Raw genomic sequence first — 22,714 nt, forward strand, 5'->3', positions numbered from 1 at the left:
TTAGCAGATAAGAAATCTTTAATACAAGGAATAAGTTGTTATTCTTTATAGCATTATGAATTTTACTTCATGACAATGTTGTTCTATTATCTTGAGTAATTAAGAGTGTGAGAAGCGAATTGCGGAAATAGAAATTACTCTACATTGATAACAAGTTGCTCATAGTATTGTTTATTTATATACACATTTAAAACCCATAATCCAGCAGAAGGCAGTGACATAAGTAGAGACATTTCTTTTGTACCTGGTTGGAGTAATTTTTGTGCTGTCCAAATTTTTTCGGAGTTTTCATTTGAAAGAATAACGGGAGTTGGAGCGGTCTTCCCTTGTTTTAAAGCAATAATAGAGAATTGTCCATTTGGTATTTGGGAATCGAGAAAAACCCACATATGTTCCATTGCTTCACTCGAAGTAAATACACTATCTACAATGCCAATTTTTCCTTCAATACCTTTTAAGAGCATTTTTCCTTCGGCAAACGAAGGGCTTTCCTCCCAATTCACATCTTTTAAAACGCTAAGGTGAAAAAATGAAGGTGCGCTTGTTTGAGGTTTTGAGATCTTCATTATTTGTTTTTCGGGGGATTTTGAATCTGGTTGTATTGCTGCGCAGCCGCTCATAAGAAAGATGGATAGTATCGCAGTACTTATTTTTTTCATGTAGCCACACTCCCACTTTGTATTGTTACTGTAATTGTATTTACTAGAGAGTGGGACAATTCCTTTAAAAGGATACAAAGAGGTTATAAGTTTCGTACGACTTCTTTTTACATTTCATTAGAAATTATAGGATCAGATACGTAATTAGATATGTAAGAGTAACCAAGAAAAGCACCCTCATGTGTATGAGAGTGCTTTTCTTGGTTACACTATTTCTCTTGATCTAAGAATAATACCATATGTTCTTCGTCCCAATATTGGCCATTATATTTTAAAGAGCGTTCTTGAACGCCGAACGTTTTAAATCCTAATGATTCGTATAGTTTTTTTGCACCGTCATTTCCAACAACAACATCGAGCATAATTTGTTCGATTTCGAGTTTTTTTGCAAGTTCGATACATTCTTTAATAAGAGCGCGTCCAGCGCCAAGACCGCGTGCTTTTGGAGACACATATACAGAACCAATTTTTGCTTTATGTTCTTGTTTTACATATGGTTTTGTTTCTAGAGTTGCAACCCCGATTAATTTACCGTCTTTAAATGCACCTAGTGTATAATTTTCATCTTGTTCAAGTTTTTGCGCTTTATATTCAATCGGGCATTCTTTATTAATGATATCTTCATAAGAAGAGCTGAAAGCTTCAGGGTTTTGTTTTAATCCTTCTACACGAAGTTCTAAATAAATTTCTGCTTCATCCTTTGTTAGTACATGAATGTCCAAGTATATCATCCTCCGTATTTCTGACAAATGTAGTTATATTTTATATTGAAATAAGAATAATTTCAAAAACTTGGCTCGAATAATGGTTTTTGTTGGCGAAGAATATCAGTTTCTTTTATTTCGTTATTTGCAGGTAGCTTGAATGGTAAGGGCTTATAATCAGTGGGGATGAAGAAAACTCCCCGTCGATTCAAGCTTCACTTTATTGGATTGGTAATTTTATTAGAAATTCTGTTCCGACGTTTAATTCACTTTGGACGGTAATGGTCCCATTATGCAGTTCTACAATTTCTCTCGCAACAGCTAAGCCAATTCCTTTTCCACCTGTTGCCCTTGTTCTTGATTTATCAACACGGTAGAAGCGATCGAAAATATGAGGAAGATCTTCACTAGGAATACCTTCTCCTTCATCTTGAACACATATAGTAAAAGTATTCTCATTTTCAAGCACATTTATTGTAATGATAGATGGTTCGTGAGAATGCTGATACGCATTTTGTAACAAATTTAGCATAACTTGTTCCATGCGGCGTTCATCTATATAAACGTTCAGGTGGTCATTACAATGTAATCGAATTTGTATGTCCGTTTTAGAAAAGTTTGTTTTTGTTTTTTCAATGATTTTTTCAAGAAATGGTCTAAGAGTTACTTTTTGTTTTTTTATGATAAACTGATGCTGTTCTAGCTGGGCTAAGTCGAATAAGTCTTGTATGAGTGCTGTAATACTATCTGTTTCATCTTCGATAATTTGTAAGTATTCCTCGCGTTCTTCTTTGGACAAACCCTCTCTTTTGGCGACCTTTGCATATCCCTTCATATATGTTAGGGGAGTTAACAATTCATGCGCAACACTGGAAAGAAATTCATTTCTTTCTTTTTTCATATAAGTTAGTTCACTTGATAATTCTTCAATTGTTGTAGCCAAACTACCAAGTTCATCATTGCGTTTGATTCCTAATGCAATGGGTTTATTTAATTTAGGCATTCGCTCTGTAGCTTTTTTCATTTTAATAAGTGGGTCTGTAATAACGCGAGAAAAAAGAAAGACAGAAATAGTTGTTAAAATAAGAGTTAAACATCCAATAATAATGAATTGATTTGTTAAACGAGAAATCATTTTTTCTAAGAAAGATGTGTTTAAAAACATATGTACATATCCGGTAACTTGTCCTTTTGTAATAATGGGACTTGCAGTTGAAATGAATTTAGACTTTTTCCAGTTTGTTTCAACTGTTTTCCCATTTCTCGAAATAGATTTTATTTTACAAGCTAGTTGCTTCTTCATACTTTCTGTAACAATATCTGAAGTGGATATAATTTTTCCGCTTGTGTCTGTTATGACCATAGTTGTATCTGAATCGGAGTGAGATTCCATTAAAGTAATGATTTTAAAAGCACGTGACTCATTTCCAGTATGTATAAATTTTTCGATGATGTTTCGATACTTATTCCCTTGATTTAAAAGAGTATTTGTTTCTTCATCGATACGTAATTTCACAAGGCTTGTATGAAAAGAAACAAAGGCAATTGTTTCAATACATAAAGCTAATATTAAAAAATATGTAGCAATTTTAAGGGAAAGTTTGTCCATTTTGTTCCACCATACCTTATTTTTATATTGAATCAGTCTGTTATTAAAAATATATTTTTCCCTAATGAATCATGGCAGTTCCCCTTTCTTTTCTACGCTCGATTGAGAAATAAAAGGGAAACTGCCTTATAAGTAGTGAAATGAAATTTTGATAAAAGAAGAGATGCTATATTCAGCTGGTTGTAGTGATTAGTCACTTTTCCATTTGTATCCTACTTTATAGATTGTTTCTAAGTAGTTTTCAACAGGAAATCCTTTTTTTCTTAATTTCTCACGAATATTTCGAATATGTGAATCGACAGTACGATATTCAATATCTGTTTGATAACCCCATATTTTTTCGATTAAATCATCACGGCTGTATGCGCGATTAACATTTTGTAAAAATAGTCCTAATAATGCAAACTCAATTGGTGTAAGTGAAATCTTTTCATTATAAACAGTAACGGTATGTTTCATTTTATCCCATTCAATTCCATTGAAGCTAACAAATCCTTCTTTTTTCGTTCGGCGCAATACCGCCTCGATTCTTGCAACAAGTACTTGCTCATCAAACGGTTTAGTAATATAATCATCAGCTCCTATTGTCAATCCTTTTATCATATCGTAATTTTGATTCCGAGCTGTTAACATGATGATCGGGACATTGCTAAGTTGCCGAATTTGCTTACATGTTTCCCAGCCATCCATGTTTGGCATCATGACATCTAGCAAAATGATGTCGAACTCTTTTTGCTGAACGAGTTCAAGAGCTTCAAAACCTGATTTAGCCTTCATACAAAAATAACCACGTGGACTGAGAAATAGGTCTAACAGTTGTAACATGCGTTCTTCATCGTCTATTAACAAAATTTTTATCATATTTTTGTACACCCCAACAATTCTTTCTACTTTGTATAGTTTACATGAAAATAATAAAAAACTCTTTGTACAAAAGTAATTGACATAAAAAATGCACTACTTTTGCACAACTCTTTTTTATAATGAAAACGTAGCGACACAAAATACCCTATGTTGCGACATAACGTCATGTCATTTTAATTATAAAATGACAATTCCATTCTATTGTGTATGTGAGATAGTGAGGATTTTCGTATTCACCTCGCATCGGATAAGAAAAGGTTCCTATCTCACACTTTTTTATACAGGAGACTTCGTGCACATAGATGAAAAAGAAGATTGTTTATAAACAAGGCGTAATGCAATTATAATATGTATTGCGGTATCTGCATGAATCATTATAACGTGTGTAAATAAATTTTTCGGGATTTAATAATAAATAAAAAAGCGAATTGTTTCTGTAACTAGAAGCAACTCGCTTTTTTTTTTAATCCCATTATTAAAGATTTAGCGAAAAACAAAGGTGCTAGGAGGGAGGAGAGCTATCCCCCGAAAAATAATTCAGGCTAATAATGAGTGAGGATGCGTTGATTTATATAATCAAGAGAAAGATTGTAATTTATATGATAAACCACGGAAGAATAGCTAAGCTTGAAGTGACAATTACCATGCTGCAAATAAAAAAAATCCGATATTTTGTTTGTTTCATTCTGTATACTCCTCTAATTATGGATTTAAATTATATAACAATTGGTTTATCCCGCTATTTTGGGGCAGTAAGACTCCCACCTCAAGATTCAGAAAGAAACAAGGAAGATAGGTGGGAGTCTTACTGCCCGTAACAGCCCGATTGGTGAGGGTTCATAATCAGTAGGGGATGAAGAAAACCCCCACTGATTAAAGTTTCGCTTTATTGCTTGCATCATTGCTGAATATTTTGGATTATTATTTTATATTTTTAGTATAGCGAATTGGTTGGGAAAGAACGATCGATAAAGATGACGTAAACATTACATTGTTGTAAGAAAAAAGCATCTTTTATGAAACAAAGATGCTTTGGAAGCGAATAGTGACAATTCCATGTTTATATAAAACAGGAATTATTTTTTTGAAGATATATAACCTTCAATTCGCACTGGATGTGTATAAATATTGCAAGAGTTATTGCGAATAAAGCCGACAACAGTAATGCCTAAATCATGTGCGAGTTGTAATGCTAATTTTGTTGGAGCGGATTTAGAAAGGATAATTTCACAACCGATTTTAGATACTTTTAATAAGATTTCAGATGAAATTCGGCCGCTAAATGCAATGATTTTTCCTGTGACGGGTATATCATGGCGTAAACAATAGCCATATATTTTATCTAATGCGTTATGTCTTCCAATATCCATTCTTGATAAAATGAGGCTATTTCGATCACATAAGGCTGTATTGTGAACGCCCCCGGTTTGTTGGAATGTAGTGGAAGACTGTTGTAAGGCAGTCATTAAATAAAAGCATTCTTCAGGAGTAAGTGTGATATGTACATCATGTAATTTTTTTGCTTTGGCTACATCATTAACAAAAACAAAGCCTTGTCTACTTTTTCCACAGCAAGAGGTAACATATCTTTTATTATATAAAGATTGGTAAAGAGGATTAATTTGCTTTGCTTTTACATGAACGATTCCCTGATCTTTCTGAATCCATAACTCTTCAATATGTTGGTAAGAAGAAATAATGCCTTCCGAAATTAAAAAGCCTACTACCATGTCTTCAATATAATTTGGAGTGCATACTACAGTAACATATTCTTCACCGTTTAATTTAATTGTAATCGGAGTTTCGGTAACAATTTCATCATGTTTTTCAGAGAACATGCCATCTTGATAATGCACCATGTTATATGTTTCTTGGACAGGACCCATATTCTTTTCCCCTTTTTATATATTTTTTCTTATTCATCATGAAATATTGAACTACTACTTACATTATAAGATTCTTTTGGTTATTATTGTATATTTACGATATAATAGAGCTGTAGAATAGTGTCATTTTGACTTTCGTATTATATGTTAATAGCACCATAGAATTGACCATCTTAGATAGGATGTAAGGTATTTCAAAATATGTATAACAACATAAAATGAAAACGGATTCATATTTGTGTTGTGCAGTGAGTGGTAAGGAGAGGGGAAAGTATGGCTGAACAGACAGTTCGTGTAACGATTGATGGGCAAGAGTTCGTTTCATCTGATGGAAAAACGATACTACAATTATTTAACGAAAGTAATTTAGAGCATCCACAAATTTGTCATGTGCCAGAAGTAGATCCAATTCAAACTTGTGACACATGTATTGTTGAGGTAGATGGAAAATTAATGCGTGCTTGTTCTACAAAAGTGGAAGATGGTATGCATATTGAAAGAAAATCAGCACGTGCTAAAACAGCGCAAACTGAAGCGATGGACCGCATATTAGAGAACCATTTATTATATTGTACAGTTTGTGATAACAATAATGGGAATTGTAAGATTCACAATACGGTACATATGATGGGAATTGAAGAGCAGAAATATCCATATAAACCGAAAGTCAGCCCAAGCGAAGTGGATATGTCACATCCATTTTATCGTTATGACCCGAACCAATGTATTGCATGTGGTCAATGTGTAGAAGTGTGCCAAAACTTGCAAGTGAATGAAACATTATCTATTGATTGGAGTTTAGAGCGTCCGCGCGTAATCTGGGATAACGGTGTAAGCATTAATGACTCATCGTGTGTAAGTTGTGGTCAATGTGTAACAGTTTGTCCTTGTAATGCATTAATGGAAAAAACGATGCTCGGAGAAGCTGGATTTATGACAGGGCTTAAGCCGGATGTACTAGATCCAATGATTGATTTTGTGAAAGATGTAGAACCAGGATATAGTAGTATTTTAGCAGTTTCAGAAGTGGAAGCTGCAATGAGGAAAACGAAGATTCGTAAGACGAAAACAGTTTGTACATTTTGTGGCGTTGGTTGCTCATTTGAAGTATGGACGAAAGACCGTCAAATTTTAAAAGTACAACCTGTATCAGACGCGCCAGTAAACGGAATTTCTACATGTGTGAAGGGGAAATTTGGCTGGGACTTTATCAATAGTGAAGACCGCATTACAAAACCGTTAATTCGTCAAGGGGATATGTTTGTTGAAGCTTCATGGGAAGAGGCTTTAGAAGTAGTTGCATCTCATATGCAACGTATCAAATCTGAATACGGAAGCGATGCATTTGGATTTATTTCTTCTTCCAAAGTAACAAATGAAGAAAACTATTTAATGCAAAAATTAGCTCGGCAAATATATGGAACAAATAATGTAGATAACTGCTCCCGTTATTGTCAATCACCGGCAACAGACGGTTTATTTAAAACAGTTGGTATGGGGGGAGACTCTGGTACAATACAGGATATTGCTGAAGCTGGACTTGTTATTATCGTAGGAGCAAATCCAACAGAAGGTCATCCTGTGCTGGCAACGCGTGTGAAACGTGCTCATAAATTGCATGAACAAAAGCTTATTGTAGCAGACCTTCGGAAACATGAAATGGCAGAACGGGCTGATTTGTTTGTTCATCCGCGCCAAGGAACCGACTATGTATGGCTTGCTGGAGTAACAAAATATATTATTGATCAAGGATGGCATAATCAATCCTTCATAAATGAAAATGTAAAGAATTTTGATGCATACAGCAAAATGTTAGAGAAGTATACACTCGATTATACGGAGGAAATTACAGGGATTTCTAAGGATACATTAAAAGATATTGCACGTATGGTTTATGAAGCAGATGGAACTTGCGTGCTTTGGGGTATGGGAGTTACACAGAATACAGGAGGAAGTACAACATCAGCAGCAATCTCTAATTTGCTTCTTGTAACAGGTAACTATCGTCGTCCAGGTGGAGGTGCATATCCATTGCGCGGGCATAATAACGTACAAGGTGCTTGCGACATGGCAACATTGCCGAACTGGCTTCCGGGATATCAAGCAGTATCAGATGATGCGCTTCGTGCGAAATTTGAAAAAGCATATGGAACTACGATTCCGAAAGAGCCAGGATTGAATAACATTGCGATGCTTGTTGCAGCAGAAGAAGGCAAACTACGTGGTATGTATGTAATGGGAGAAGAAATGGCATTGGTGGATTCGAACGCGAATCACGTACAACATATTTTAGCAAATCTTGATTTCCTTGTTGTACAAGATATGTTTTTATCCAAAACAGCTCGCTTTGCCGATGTCATTTTACCAGCAGCACCAAGCTTAGAAAAAGAAGGAACATTTACAAATACGGAGCGCCGCATTCAAAGGTTGTACGAAGTAATGCCACCCCTTGGTGATTCGAAGCCTGATTGGTGGATCTTACAAAAAGTAGCACGCGCTCTTGGTGGCGATTGGAATTATGAGAGTCCAAGTGAAATTATGGATGAAATTGCATCGCTTGCACCACTTTATTCACAAGCAACATATGATCGTCTAGAAGGATGGAATAGTTTATGTTGGGGAAGCCATGACGGTAAAGATACACCGCTGTTATATGTAGATGGCTTTAATTTTCCTGATAAAAAAGCTCGCTTATCACTAGATGAATGGGTGCCGCCAGTTGAAGCACCAGAAGACTATGATTTATTATTAAATAATGGTCGTGTATTAGAACATTTCCATGAAGGGAATATGACGAAAAAATCAGCTGGAATTCTATCAAAAATTTCTGAGGTGTTTGTAGAGATTTCGCCGGAACTTGCTCAAGAACGGAATGTAAAAGATGGCGGTCTTGTTGAGCTTACCTCACCATTTGGCAAAATTAAAGTGCAGGCACTTATTACAGATCGCGTTACTGGTAATGAGCTATATTTACCAATGCATGCAACAGTGAATGAAGAAGCAATTAATATTTTAACAGGTACGGCAACTGATATTTATACATGTACACCAGCTTATAAACAAACAAGGGTGAAAATGCGCGTACTACGTGAAAAAGGAAAGCGTCCACTCCCTGCTTCAAACCCAAGAAATAAAAAACGTCATCCACAAAATGGGGTTGAAATCCAGAAAAAATGGCAAAGAAAACAATACGTATCACTTGTGGATCAGAATTAGGGGGGCGAAGAACGTGGCAAAAGAAATTACTGTGATTCAAAAGAAAGTTATAACAGAGGAAGAAAAGAAACACCAGTTAACAGATGAGCTCTTAATACAATTAGAAGAAAATCGTGAGGCGGTTGAAGAAACGATACAGTTGCTAGCTAGTTTGCAGCAAGCTGGTATTTTAGATGCAGCAATTAGTTTGCTTGCTGCTAAAGAAGACGTTTCGAAAATTGCGATTGAACAATTAAATCGTGAACCAGTAAAAAACGTATTAAACAATATGATGGGAGCAGGGGAAGCATTATCTTCAGTAGACCCAGAATTGACAAAGCAAATAACTTCTAGTTTAGTTACAGGACTACAATTTGCAACAGATGAATTAAAAAAAGGAAAGAAAACAAAAGTAATGGACTTTTTTAAAGTGCTCAAGGATCCAGACATTAATAGAGCAATTACATTTGGATTTAGCTTTCTGAAGGCATTTGGGCAAGGATTAGATAAGAAATAGAGAAGAAAAGGAGTGATGGAAAAAAGCCATCACTCCTTTTTGAAACGAATAAGTGTGTTTGCGTTCGTTAGAATATATGATTAGTATAGAAAAGATGGACTTCTGATAAGAAATATGAAATCCATTTCAAACATCATTTTTAGAATTTGGAGGACTTTATGTTGCACCGAAAAAAGCTATCTATACTAGGGGTCATGAAACATTCCTTTCAAACGGTACAATTTGCTTTTTGGAATGTGTTGGCTTTTCAACTCATTTATAAATTATTAGCTGCGATTGTTTTTATACCGCTATTTGGTATGATTTTCAATAAATTATTATACTGGGGTGGTTATGCAAATGCTACAAATGATGAATTATTAGCATTTTTGAAAACACCATATGGAATATTAGCTGTTGCTATTTTATCAATATTGGCGCTGTTTCTTATCTTTACAGAGTTTGCAGTGCTTATTATTCTTTCTTATTTTGCACATAAACGTCAAAAGGTAAAATTGCGCCCAGTTTTATATAAGACGGTAACATATTTATCTTCTCTTTTCACGTATTGCTTACCAGGATTTATTTTGTATGCTGTTGTATTGTTACCTTTATTCGGATTCGGATATCAGTCTGCACTTATCCCAGACATTCAAATTCCGAACTTTATAACAGGGGAATTATTTAAAACGACGATGGGGCAAGTTGGGTACTACGCTTTCTTTGCTATCGTCGCTTATATGAATCTTCGCTGGATATTTGTGTTGCCTATTATGGTATTAGAAAAGAAGTCATTTCGAATTGCTGCACGCAAAAGTGCAAATTTAGTAAGAACAAATTTCTTGAAAGTATTGTTCTTTTTAATAGGCTTTTTAGTATCGATAGGAATTGTATTTTTGTTATTTGCGGGAATATACTTTTTATCGATATGGGGAATATATGAATTTACAAATCCAAAAGGGACATTTGCTTTATTAGCTGAATCAACTTTGTCAGTATTTTTAACGAGTACATTATATGTATTTAGTTTTATTATGACGCCATTTTATATTATGGCATTGACTAGATTTTATTTGCAGAAAGTTCCAGTAGAAGATGTTTTGTTAGAAGAAGGGTTAGATTATTCAAAAGCAAGAGCTGAGAAATGTTTTTTTAAAAAACATCGCTTTAAATTCATTGGTGTATATATTGCTGGTGTGTTTACATTAGGAATGGCCGTTGCTTTCATTGTCACTTTCATTTCTAATACGTATAGAGAACCAATTATTATGGCACATCGTGGTTATATTTCAAAAGGTGTAGAAAACACGAGAGAAGCTGTACAAGGTGCGATTGATGCAAAGGCAGATTATGCTGAAATTGATGTGTTACAAACAAAGGATGGTCAACTAGCGGTCATACACGATTTGAAATTAAAACGTCTTGCGAATGAGAATGTACAAGTTGCTGATTTGACAATGGATGAACTCCGTAAGCTAACCTTAAGACAAGATGGGTTTACAGGAAAAATTAGTACGTTAGATGAGATTATAAAGCTTGCAAAAAATAATATAAAGCTCAATATAGAAGTAAAGTTACATGGAAATGAAAAAGACTTTGTAAAAAAGGTACTACAGACAATCAAAGAGAATGAGTTTGAAAAACAATGTGTTATTCAAACGTTACATTATTCTCTTATTCAAGAGTTTAAGCGTGAAAATCCAAATATAAAAGTAGGATATATTTTATATGCAAGTAGAGCGAATTTAAAATATGTACAAGCTGATTTTTATGTCGCGGAAGAATATATGATAAATAAACAAATCGTAAAATCAGCAAGGAAATTAAATAAACCAATCTACGTTTGGACTGTAAATGATATGGAGAATTTAAAGAAATATTATAAGTTGAATGTAGATGGAATTATTACAGATTATCCTGTAGATGCAAAAGAAACGATTAAGATGTTGAAAGAACAAGAAGAAAATGAAAATGATATGATCGATAAAGTTATTGAAACAACGGAAGATTTATTTTCTAAGTTGTTTTGATCTATACAAGCTTCCAAACAAAATGGTAATTTCTTTTTGAATTACCATTTTTGTTTGGAAAGCAGTAATTCAGATTTATCATACATGTTTAAAAAACATTTACATTCATCATTATATAGTATTATAATGATGAACAAAAGTCTTTATATAGTGTTTGGAGCTTAATTTTGAGTCTTGCTATATAAGCAGGGAATGGAGGGAATATCAAATATATCTATTAATTAATATAATCAAATGTAAAGAGAGGGAAAAGAGATGGTTAAAATTAAAAATTTAAAAGTTTCATCCAAATTGTCATTTATTATTTTCATTTCTACTATTTCAATGATTATTATCGGAATCATTGGATATTCACAAATGGATAAAATGAGTAAACATATAGATGAAATTTACAATAATAGTATGTTGTCTGTACAAACAATGGATAATATTGAATCGAATTTTCATGCACAAGATGCTTACTTGTTAGAGTTTGTCATGACAAATGATGAGGAAAAACATAATAAACTAAATGAGAAATTACAGAAGAATATTCAAGATAATGAAAAGATGATGAAACTTTATGAACAGACGAAGAAGACATCTGATGAACAAAAGGTTTATGAAGCTTTTAAGTCAGACTTAACTGTATATGCTAAAAAAGTTAATGAAATCATTACATTAGGCTTAGAAAATAGAAATGAAGATGCACACGTAAAGCATACAGAGGAGCTTCTTCCTCTAAAAAAAAGCGTTACAGAAAATTTAAAGCATGTTGGACAAATTAACGAGAAGATGGCTCAACAAGCATATGAAGTCACGCAACAATCTGCAAAACATACGCTTACAACATTTATTTTAGTTATCTTGTCAACGATTATTGCGTTAGTGATCTTAGGCTATGTTGTTGCTCAAATGATTACAAGACCTATTCAAAGCTTGGAGATCGAAATAGGAAAGGCTGCAAAAGGAGATCTAACAGCTAGAGCAACATATAAATCTAAAGATGAGATTGGGCATATATCTGAGTCATTTAATGAAACAATGCGGAGTTTAAGTGAGATATTAGGAGTGGTGAAACAAACGGTATATCATGCAGGAAGTTCTACTGATTCTATGTTATTGGATATAAAAAACGTTTCAGAAACAGCAACTACAGTAAGAAATACAATGGAAAAAATCAATAAACATCTAGAATTACAGGATCATGGAATCCAAGAAAATGCAGCTGCGATGAATGATATGGCAATAGGTGTGCAGCAAGTATCGGAATCAGCAGCAACAGTTAGTGAACTTGCGGTAAAAATGAATGAGGATGCAAACGCAGGTAAAGAGATTGTAAACAAATCTATTGTACAAATGGAGGAAATTCATGATGTTGTAAAACGAAGTTTGCATGCTGTTCAAGGGTTGGAAGTGCGTACTCAAAATATTGACAAAGCAATAGAAGCTATTGCTTATATTGCTGAACAGACGAATTTATTAGCTTTAAATGCAAGTATTGAAGCGGCAAGAGCGGGAGAGCATGGTAGAGGCTTTGCAATTGTAGCTGATGAAGTACGCAAACTTGCTGAACAATCTAAAGATTCAACAATAGAGATTAATCGCTTACTGAAAGAAATTGAAATGGATGTAAAGAATTTTGCGAAAGAAATGCAAATAGGACAGCAAGAAACAGTAAAAGGTATGAGTGCAATTGAAACAACGAGTCAGACGTTCGATAATATTGTAACGCATATTAATGGAGTCGTAACTCAAATACAAGAAGTATCCTCTTCAACAGAAGAAATGTCTGCGGGTATTGAGGAAGTAAGCGTTTCTTTTTCAGATATTTCGTCTACTTCCCAAACAATTACACAAGAAAACATAAAAGTATTTGAAGTGACAAATAATCAGGCTAAATCGGCGTCAGAAGTAGAAGAAAAATCATTACAGACGATTAAAATAATGAATCAATTACAAAAACAAATTTCACAATTTAAAACAAAAGAAGAATAAGTTTTACGATTCAAAAACTTTTGGTGAGAAATTATAATGGTTTTTGATTGAAAAGAATATATTTCTAAAATATTGCAGTATTAAAAAAATGTATACGTATGCAGTTTTTATTGATTTCTCACATTGTTATATTATTGTCAAATAATAAAGGGTGAATCTCTGTATAATAAAAGTAGAATGATAGATAGTAGAACCCTCCCCTTTTATTTCTTATGGTATAAAGTTTTATATATTTACACTATTTCAAATATATAAACTTTTTTATTTTCTATATGTTAGCGTTTTCATCGATTTGAAATTATGCTAGAATAAGGACATAAGTTATTAATTATTTAAAAAAGAAAAAAGGATTTCTTTTTTCTGTTAATTATAAGGGGGCATTTCATTATGCGTATTGGGGTACCAACAGAAATTAAAAACAACGAAAACCGTGTAGCAATGACACCAGCTGGTGTTGTACACTTAGTTCGTAACAATCACGAGGTATTTATTCAAAAGGGTGCTGGTTTAGGATCTGGTTTTACAGATGCTGAATATGTTGAAGCAGGAGCGAAAATGGTTGAAACAGCTGAGGAAGCTTGGAATCAAGATATGGTTATGAAAGTTAAAGAACCGATTGAAAGCGAATATAAATATTTTAGAGAAGGTTTAATTTTATTCACATATTTACATTTAGCTCCAGAACCAGAATTGACAAAAGCTTTAATCGAAAAGAAAGTGGTTTCTATTGCTTACGAAACAGTACAATTAGAAAACCGCTCTTTACCATTACTTGCACCTATGAGTGAAGTAGCAGGTCGTATGGCTGCACAAATCGGTGCACAGTTCCTTGAGAAAAATAAAGGTGGCAAAGGTATTTTACTTGCAGGCGTTCCGGGAGTAAAACGTGGGAAAGTAACAATTATCGGTGGTGGACAAGCTGGTACAAATGCTGCTAAAATTGCAGTTGGACTAGGTGCGGATGTAACAATCATCGACTTAAGTGCAGAACGTCTTCGTCAGTTAGATGACATTTTCGGAAATCAAGTAAAAACTTTAATGTCTAATCCTTACAATATTGCACAAGCTGTAAAAGAATCTGATCTTGTAATCGGTGCAGTATTAATTCCAGGGGCAAAAGCGCCAAAACTTGTAACAGAAGAAATGATTCAATCAATGGAACCTGGCTCTGTTGTTGTGGATATCGCGATTGATCAAGGTGGTATTTTCGAAACAACGGATCGCATTACAACTCATGATAACCCAACTTATGAAAAACATGGTGTTGTGCATTATGCAGTTGCAAACATGCCAGGTGCGGTTCCACGTACATCAACTCTTGCATTAACAAACGTAACAGTACCATATGCGGTACAAATTGCGAACAAAGGTTATAAAGAAGCTTGCTTAGGTAACACTGCGTTATTAAAAGGTATTAATACATTAGATGGCTATGTAACATTTGAAGCAGTTGCAGAAGCTCACGGTGTAGCATACAAAGATGCAAAAGAGTTATTAGAAGCAGAAACAGTATCTTGTTAACAAAAGCATTATACAAAATAATAATCGAACAATATTTCATACAACATGATAAGAGCTAAGAGTGAAGACCTCTTAGCTCTTATTAGCAAAAGGGGGCATACATCGTGGCCAACCTATTTAAAAAGAAATCCGTTACGCAATTGTTAGGGGAAAGTAAAAGTAAAACTTTAACGAAAACACTAGGGGCATTTGACCTAACGATGCTAGGGATTGGTGCGATAATTGGTACAGGAGTACTTGTATTAACTGGATTAGTAGCAGCAAGAGATGCTGGTCCAGCCGTTATTTTTTCATTTATGATTGCGGCTGTTGTTTGTGGATTCGCAGCATTATGTTATGCAGAAGTTGCTTCGACTCTGCCTGTTTCAGGTAGTGTATACACATATTCGTATGCAACGATTGGTGAATTTATTGCCCATTTAATGGGATGGACATTGCTATCCGTATATGTAGTAACAACTGCTGCGGTAGCTGGTGGATGGACAGGTTACTTCCATAACTTAATAAGTGGATTTGGATTAGAAATTCCAAAGGAACTGTTAACGATTCCAGCGCAAGGCGGCATAGTGAATTTGCCAGCGGTGGTTATCACTTTAGTACTGACTTGGTTATTATCGCGTGGTACAAAGGAAAGTAAACGTGTAAATAACGCAATGGTGTTAATAAAAATTGGCATTGTTGTTCTATTTATTGCTGTTGGTGTATTTTACGTAAAACCAGAAAATTGGGTACCGTTTGCACCATATGGTTTAAGTGGAATCTTTGCTGGAGGAGCAGCAGTATTCTTTGCTTTCTTAGGATTTGATGCATTAGCAACTTCAGCAGAAGAAGTGAAAAATCCACAACGTGATCTTCCAATCGGTATTATTGCCTCACTAATCATTTGTACAATCATTTATGTTGCAGTTTGTCTTGTTATGACGGGCATGGTTTCTTATAAGGAATTAGATGTACCAGAAGCGATGGCTTATGTATTAGAAGTTGTAGGACAAGATAAAGTGGCAGGTGTAATCGCAGTTGGAGCTGTAATTGGGATTATGGCTGTAATTTTCGCTTATATTTATGCGACAACGCGCGTATTTTTTGCAATGAGCCGTGACGGTTTATTGCCAGAATCTTTTGCGAAAATTAACAAAAAGACAGAAGCACCAACATTTTCGACTTGGTTAACAGGAATTGGTAGTGCTTTAATTGCTGGATTTATTGATTTGAAAGAATTATCAAATTTAGCGAATATTGGAGCGTTATTAACATTTGCGATGGTAGGTGTATCGGTTATCATCCTTCGTAAAACACATCCGAAATTAGATCGTGGATTTAAGGTACCGCTTGTACCTCTTATACCGATCATTTCAATTGCATGTTGTTTATTCTTAATGGTGAACTTACCGTTAACAACGTGGATGTATTTCGGAGCATGGTTAGCAATTGGAGTTGGTGTATACTTTGTATATTCGAAAAAACATAGTCATTTAAAAGAAGATGGAAGTTCGCAAGATAGTTTAGAAAAAGCTAACTAAAGGGATATAAAACATGTAAGCCTTGTGCGTCTAGGGAGCGTGCAAGGCTTTTTTGTGCAAATGAAGAGGACCTATGTTATTTTGTCGAGTTGTTATGTCGGAATATAAAAAGGGATGGAAGAGAAATGCTAGAGGCGAAGGTTGTTGTTGGTGCCGAAGGGGATAATAATCCATGTTGGTTACATACAAATGAGGAAGAATTAAATTTATCGAGCGAAACGTTTTGATCATAGAAATCAGGTTAATAAGTTAGGGTTTGTTTCTTTAATTGTGGATACCGTGAAAATGAAAAGTAAGTAGGAAAGGGGTGTACAAAGTGTACAGCCTTTTTTGTATGAGAATGTGATGGATATGGGAAATAGGCGTATGTCTTGTTAAAATGTGAACGAAATGTTCGAAAAAATGTATCAGATTTCATTGACACATATGAATGGATGTTCATATAATAAAAGCATAAGATATATGAATGATTGTTCATATATTCAAGTGAAGAGGTGAGCTATAATGGCTGAAAATAAAGTAGAAACATGTCAGGATACATGTTCTCAAACAATTATCCATGAAGAAGTTGTAGATCAAGTAAAACAAACAATTCCAAATGATGAAAGTTTAAGTAAAGTAGCAGAATTATTTAAAGTGTTAGGTGATCGTACACGCACGCGAATTTTGCACGCGTTATTTGAAGCGGAGATGTGTGTGTGTGATTTAGCTTATTTACTCGGCATGACACAATCCTCTATTTCCCATCAACTTCGTGTATTGAAACAAGCAAAACTTGTGAAAAACCGTAAAGAAGGAAAGGTTGTCTATTATTCATTAGCTGACCATCATGTAATCGGTATTTTTGAACAAGCATTCGAACACGTAAATGAGGAAGATTAAAAAGAAAAAGCGCAAGGAGGGAGAAAAATGGCTGAGGCACTTGTGAAACGAAAACTTGTGTTGGAAGGATTGGATTGTGCGAATTGCGCTATGAAAATCGAAAAAGGCATTGGAAATTTAGAAGGCGTATCGTCTTGTTCTGTCAATTTTGCAACGAAGACAATGGTTTTAGAGACAGAGAAAAATAAAGAAGGCCATGTTGTTACGGAAGCAAAACAACTCGTTACGAAATTAGAACCGCACATTAAAGTACGGGAAGAACAAAACAAAAAAAGCGTAAAAGAAGTATTGGTATTAAATGGGTTAGATTGTGCAAATTGCGCATTAAAAATTGAAACGAATGTAAAAGAAATGCCTGGTATTTCAACAGCTACAGTTGATTTCGTATCGAAAAAATTAAAAATAGAAGTTACGAATAAAAAAGAACTAGAAACAGTAGTAGCGAATGTAGAACATGTTGTTCATAAGTTAGAGCCAGATGTAAAAGTTGTTCGTGAGGGGAAAAAAGAACATCATCATGATCATAGCCATGGAGAAGGAAATGTAAAGAAAATGATTGTACGCTTAGCGATAGGTGGGGGATTAACAGCAGCAGCGCTTGCAGGACTACCACAAGCAATGAGTATTTCTCTTTTCATCATCGCATATTTACTAATTGGTGGGGAAATCGTGTGGCGCGCGGTAAGAAATATAGCTCGCGGCCAAGTGTTTGATGAAAACTTTTTAATGGCTGTAGCAACGTTAGGTGCATTTGCGATTGGTGAATATCCTGAAGCAGTTGCAGTTATGCTTTTCTACCAAGTAGGTGAATTGTTCCAAAGTATTGCAGTAAATCGTTCCCGTAAATCAATTACTTCATTAATGGATATTCGTCCTGAATATGCAAACGTTAAAGTCGGAAATGAAACAAAACAAGTCTCACCAGAAGACGTACAAATTGGTGATTATATTATTGTGAAACCAGGTGAGAAAGTACCGTTAGATGGGAAAGTAATTGAAGGAACATCAATGGTAGATACTTCAGCATTAACGGGTGAATCTGTACCGCGAGAAGTAGAAGTTGGGAATGAAGTATTAAGCGGTTTCGTAAACCAAAATGGTGTATTAACCATTGAGGTAACGAAAGAGTTTGAGGAATCAACAGTATCTAAAATTTTAGATTTGGTACAAAATGCAAGTAGCCGTAAAGCACCAACAGAAAATTTCATTACAAAATTTGCTCGCTACTATACGCCTGTTGTCGTGATTACAGCAGCTGTATTGGCATTTATTCCACCTCTTATTTTAGAGGGAGCTACATTCTCAGAGTGGATTTATCGTGCGTTAGTATTTCTTGTTATTTCTTGTCCATGTGCATTAGTCGTATCCATTCCGCTCGGATTCTTCGGTGGCATTGGCGGCGCATCTAAAAGTGGTATTTTAGTGAAAGGAAGTAACTATTTAGAAGCATTAAATGATGTACAACATATTGTTTTTGACAAAACAGGAACATTGACAAAAGGTGTTTTTAAAGTAACAAAAATGGAGCCAGCTGGCACGACTACGAAAGAGGAACTTCTTGAATATGCAGCATTCGCAGAAGTATATTCAAATCATCCAATTGCGCAATCCATTCGAAATGCGTATAGAAAGTCAGTTGATGAAAAAAATATTGAGGATTATAACGAAATTTCTGGTCATGGTACAGTAGTAAAAGTAAATGGAAAAGAAATTTTTGCCGGTAACGCAAAATTAATGAAAAAAGAAAATATTGAATTCCAGCAGCCAGAAACGGTAGGGACACTTGTTCATGTTGCTGTTGACGGAAGATATGCTGGGTATATTGTAATTTCAGATGAAGTAAAAGAAGATTCAAAACAAGCGATTCAGAAATTAAAAGAGCTCGGTATTAAGAAAACAGTTATGCTAACAGGTGATGCCAAACGGATTGGAGAAGCTGTTGGAAAAGAGCTTGGATTAGATGAAGTACATGCGGAACTATTACCAGAGCAAAAAGTAGAAGAAATTGAAAAAATTGCTGTGGCAAAACAGTCGAAAGAAAAAGTTGCTTTCGTTGGTGATGGTATTAATGACACACCAGTATTAGCGAGAGCGGATGTTGGGATTGCGATGGGGGGTTTAGGATCTGATGCAGCGATTGAAGCGGCAGACATTGTCATTATGACAGATGAACCTTCTAAAATCGCAACGGCTATAAAAATTGCCAAACGTACGCGTAGCGTTGTGTGGCAAAATATTATTTTTGCGCTTGGTGTAAAAGGTCTTGTGTTACTACTCGGGGCATTTGGAATTGCAACCATGTGGGAAGCTGTCTTCTCTGATGTCGGTGTTACATTAATTGCTGTATTAAATGCAATGCGTGCGCTTAGAGTAAAAAATTTATAAAGTAAAAAGAGGAGTGAAGAAAACTCCTCTTTTTACTTTTGGATATTTTTTGTAATTTGTTCCCTTACAGTTTGAATATACTTCATTTTATGATTCCAACATTCTTGACTTAAATCGACAGGATATTCTTCAGGATTGAGTGTTCGCATATATTCTTCCCAAAATAATGTTAAGCTGTTTGCAGTATATTTTTGGATATCTAGTATGTTAGGTAATTCATATACTCTATTTCCATCTGTGAAAATATCGTGATGGAGTTCGCGTGCTTCAAAATTTGTTACAAATTTACTAATATACGTATGGACAGGGTGGAACATTTTCAAACGCTTTTCTTGCCCAGGTTCTTCGGATTCTAATGCGATATAGTCTCCTTCAGCGTGATTGTTCATGCGATTGATAATTCGATAAACTCGTTTGAGTCCTGGTGTTGTAATCTTTTCTGGATTGGAAGAAATTTTAATGGTATCGTTTAATAGCCCTTGTTTATCTTCGATCGCGACAAGTTTATAGACGGCTCCTAATGCAGGTTGTTCAAAAGAAGTAATAAGCTTTGTTCCAACCCCCCAGACGTCGATTTTGGCTCCCTGAGATTTTAAATGCATAATTGTATATTCATCTAAATCGCTAGAAGCAATAATTTTTGTGTTCGTAAATCCAGCTTCATCAAGCTGTTTACGAGCTTCTTTAGATAAGTATGCCATATCCCCGCTGTCAAGACGAATGCCATAGAAATCAATGCGATCTCCAAACTCTTTGGCAACTCGAATTGCATTTGGTACACCAGACTTTAATGTATCATATGTATCCACTAAAAAGACGCATTTTTTATGTGTTTCTGCATATTTTTTAAAGGCAACGTATTCATCCCGATAGGCTTGAACGAAGGAGTGGGCATGTGTACCTGCTACAGGAATTCCAAATCGTTTGCCAGCACGAACGTTACTTGTGGAAGAAAAGCCGCCAATAAAAGCTGCGCGTGTTCCCCAAAGAGCAGCATCAAATTCATGAGCGCGCCGTGTTCCGAATTCTAATAGTTCATCATTACCAGCAGCATGCTTCATACGAGCTGCTTTTGTTGCGATTAATGTTTGATAATTTACGATATTTAATAAAGCTGTTTCAATAATTTGTGCCTCGCCAAGTGGCGCATCAACGCGCAATAAAGGTTCGTTATTAAAAACAACTTCACCTTCTCGCATGCTGCGAATAGTCCCTGTAAACTTCATATTTTGTAAATAACGAAGAAATTCCTCTTCAAATTGTAATTCAGTTAAATATGCAATATCACTTTCAGTGAAACGGAAATTTTCTATATACTCTATAATTTTTTCAAGACCAGCGAAAACTGCATAGCCATTTTCAAATGGGAGCTTTCGAAAATATAAATCAAAAACAGAACGGCGATTGTGAATCCCGTCTTTCCAATATGTATAAACCATATTGATTTGATATAAATCAGTATGTAAGGCGTAACTATCGTCTTTATAATGATTCATTGCGAAAAACACCTCCGTAATTTGGTTATAGTATACCAATTTTTTTATTTTTGTACCAAAAAAAGGATTTTTATTTTAATTATATATTCGAAGAAAATATAAAAGGGAATATTAAATTTTTTTAAAAAATTTAAATTTATCAATTTATATTTCTCTTAATTTTATGTATTATTAAAGTAGTGAGGGTAAATGAGAATGGAGGAGGACAATGCAACAAACATTAGAGAAAATCGGCAAACAAGTTTTTTATAAACGACTGCAGCAAAAAATGACACAAGAAGAATTATGTCAGGGCATTTGTTCCGTCTCATATTTAAGTAAGATTGAAAATGGAAAAATCGAAGCATCGGAGGAAATCTTGCAGCTACTCTGCACAAGGTTAGAGATTGCCGTTTCAGATTTACGAGATGTAGAAGAAGAAGTGAAAGACAAATTGGATGAGTGGTTAAATGCATTAGTTCATTTAGATAAACCACAAGTTGAACGGATTTATAAAGAATTGCAAGAAGAAATGAATCAAGTTTTAGATTTTGAAATCATCAACTATTATAAATTACTTTATACACGTTATTTAATCATGAAACGAGATCTTCCAGCACTGGAAGAAGAGCTGGAGGAATTGAAGAAGGTGTATAAGAAGTATTCTCCGTTTCAGAAGTTGCTATATACGTATAGTAGGGCTTTAATGTACTTTATGAAGCATAGATATAAGGATTCACTTGAGTGTTTAGTTCAGACAGAGTTAATGGCAAAAGAACAAGGATATTATGAGACAGGTATTTATTATAACTTGGCACTTGTATATAGTTATTTAGAACTTGATTATATGGCTATATATTTTGCTAATATTGCATTAGAAGGATTTCGAAGCGAATACAAATTCCGAAACGTGATTAATTGTCAATTGATTATTGCTTTTAGTTACATTCGAAAAAAACAATATGATGAAGCTTTAGAAATGTATAATAATATTTCAAGAGAAGCAATTTCTTTTGCGGATAAAGACGTTATTACTTCAATAGTATTAAATAATCTGGGCTATTTATATTATCATAAAAAAGAGTATAAAAAAGCAAAAGAATATTATTTGCAGTGCTTACAGTATAAAAAAGAAAAAAAAGAAGAAGACCTTAATTATATTGATGCTGTATATGAAATTTCCTTACAATGTGTTCAATTACAAGAGTTTGAAGAGGCAAGAGAATGGATTGATAAAGGCATAATTGTCGCGAAAAAAGATGAAAGATACAAGGGAATGCTGTATTTATTATTAATACTTCAATATAAATACTTTGAAAAAAAAGAAGCGTACAAAAGATTTTTAGAAGCAGAGGCCATTCCTTTTTTTAAAGCAGAAGAAAATACGAAAGATTTAAAAAAGGTTTACTTAGAACTAGCTGAATGTTTCGAAGAATTATCAGAATTCCAAGAAAGTAGTCATTATTATAAATTAGCTGTGAAATTATTAGAAGAAGAAGGAGGAAAATAAT

Annotated in this window: 14 protein-coding genes and 4 pseudogenes; 12 read left to right on the top strand and 6 right to left on the bottom strand. The window is 34.5% G+C overall.

What is annotated here, in order from left to right; all coding sequences use genetic code 11:
- Nucleotides 1–134: 134 nt before the first annotated feature.
- The 5 genes from MR059_RS14155 to fdhD form a co-directional block, all read right to left on the bottom strand.
- The gene (locus MR059_RS14155; protein ID WP_011983609.1) at nt 135–659 is read right to left on the bottom strand and encodes a DUF4871 domain-containing protein; all 525 of its coding nucleotides are present in this window, start codon (nt 657–659) and stop codon (nt 135–137) included.
- Between the two features lie 209 nt (nt 660–868).
- Nucleotides 869–1,381 (bottom strand): GNAT family N-acetyltransferase, encoded by a 513-nt coding sequence (locus MR059_RS14160; protein ID WP_011983610.1) that lies wholly within the window; start codon nt 1,379–1,381, stop codon nt 869–871.
- A 202-nt stretch (nt 1,382–1,583) separates the two neighbouring features.
- Entirely contained in the window at nt 1,584–2,972 is a 1,389-nt protein-coding gene (locus MR059_RS14165) for a HAMP domain-containing sensor histidine kinase (protein WP_011983611.1), read from the bottom strand.
- A 189-nt stretch (nt 2,973–3,161) separates the two neighbouring features.
- Nucleotides 3,162–3,833, bottom strand: a complete 672-nt coding sequence (locus tag MR059_RS14170) for a response regulator transcription factor (RefSeq protein ID WP_011983612.1) — start codon at nt 3,831–3,833, stop codon at nt 3,162–3,164.
- Nucleotides 3,834–4,912: 1,079 nt separating this feature from the next.
- Entirely contained in the window at nt 4,913–5,722 is an 810-nt protein-coding gene (gene fdhD, locus MR059_RS14175; protein WP_011983613.1) for a formate dehydrogenase accessory sulfurtransferase FdhD, read from the bottom strand.
- A gap of 273 nt (nt 5,723–5,995) precedes the next feature.
- On the opposite strand from fdhD, the gene fdhF reads away from it, so the two are divergent.
- From fdhF to MR059_RS14215, 11 genes and pseudogenes are all read left to right on the top strand, one after another.
- Entirely contained in the window at nt 5,996–8,938 is a 2,943-nt protein-coding gene (gene fdhF / locus MR059_RS14180; RefSeq protein WP_011983614.1) for a formate dehydrogenase subunit alpha, read from the top strand.
- A gap of 13 nt (nt 8,939–8,951) precedes the next feature.
- Nucleotides 8,952–9,434, top strand: a complete 483-nt coding sequence (locus MR059_RS14185) for a helical membrane plugin domain-containing protein (protein WP_011983615.1) — start codon at nt 8,952–8,954, stop codon at nt 9,432–9,434.
- Nucleotides 9,435–9,592: 158 nt separating this feature from the next.
- Complete coding sequence (locus MR059_RS14190; protein WP_011983616.1) at nt 9,593–11,443, top strand: glycerophosphoryl diester phosphodiesterase membrane domain-containing protein; 1,851 nt, start codon at nt 9,593–9,595, stop codon at nt 11,441–11,443.
- Between the two features lie 255 nt (nt 11,444–11,698).
- Nucleotides 11,699–12,469: pseudogene (locus MR059_RS22485) on the top strand (MCP four helix bundle domain-containing protein); the annotation flags it as partial.
- Between the two features lie 123 nt (nt 12,470–12,592).
- Nucleotides 12,593–13,268, top strand: a pseudogene (locus MR059_RS22490) (methyl-accepting chemotaxis protein); the annotation flags it as partial.
- A 539-nt stretch (nt 13,269–13,807) separates the two neighbouring features.
- On the top strand, nt 13,808–14,941 hold the full coding sequence (gene ald, locus MR059_RS14200) for an alanine dehydrogenase (RefSeq protein ID WP_011983618.1): 1,134 nt from the start codon (nt 13,808–13,810) through the stop codon (nt 14,939–14,941).
- Between the two features lie 104 nt (nt 14,942–15,045).
- The gene (locus tag MR059_RS14205) at nt 15,046–16,461 is read left to right on the top strand and encodes an amino acid permease (protein WP_011983619.1); all 1,416 of its coding nucleotides are present in this window, start codon (nt 15,046–15,048) and stop codon (nt 16,459–16,461) included.
- Between the two features lie 125 nt (nt 16,462–16,586).
- Nucleotides 16,587–16,670 (top strand): annotated as a pseudogene (locus tag MR059_RS22010) (class I SAM-dependent methyltransferase); the annotation flags it as partial.
- Nucleotides 16,666–16,761: pseudogene (locus MR059_RS22300) on the top strand (class I SAM-dependent methyltransferase); the annotation flags it as partial. The pseudogenes MR059_RS22010 and MR059_RS22300, both read left to right, overlap by 5 nt.
- A 204-nt stretch (nt 16,762–16,965) precedes the next feature.
- Complete coding sequence (locus tag MR059_RS14210) at nt 16,966–17,343, top strand: ArsR/SmtB family transcription factor (RefSeq protein ID WP_011983620.1); 378 nt, start codon at nt 16,966–16,968, stop codon at nt 17,341–17,343.
- Between the two features lie 27 nt (nt 17,344–17,370).
- Entirely contained in the window at nt 17,371–19,728 is a 2,358-nt protein-coding gene (locus MR059_RS14215; RefSeq protein ID WP_011983621.1) for a heavy metal translocating P-type ATPase, read from the top strand.
- Nucleotides 19,729–19,760: 32 nt separating this feature from the next.
- Here MR059_RS14215 and MR059_RS14220 read toward each other — a convergent pair whose 3' ends face one another.
- The gene (locus MR059_RS14220; protein ID WP_011983622.1) at nt 19,761–21,224 is read right to left on the bottom strand and encodes a nicotinate phosphoribosyltransferase; all 1,464 of its coding nucleotides are present in this window, start codon (nt 21,222–21,224) and stop codon (nt 19,761–19,763) included.
- Between the two features lie 208 nt (nt 21,225–21,432).
- On the opposite strand from MR059_RS14220, the gene MR059_RS14225 reads away from it, so the two are divergent.
- Nucleotides 21,433–22,713 (top strand): helix-turn-helix domain-containing protein, encoded by a 1,281-nt coding sequence (locus MR059_RS14225; protein WP_011983623.1) that lies wholly within the window; start codon nt 21,433–21,435, stop codon nt 22,711–22,713.
- The last annotated feature ends 1 nt before the right edge of the window (nt 22,714 follow it).

Source organism: Bacillus cereus group sp. BfR-BA-01522 (assembly GCF_022662635.1).
In the GTDB taxonomy this organism is placed as follows: Bacteria; Bacillota; Bacilli; order Bacillales; family Bacillaceae_G; genus Bacillus_A; species Bacillus_A cytotoxicus.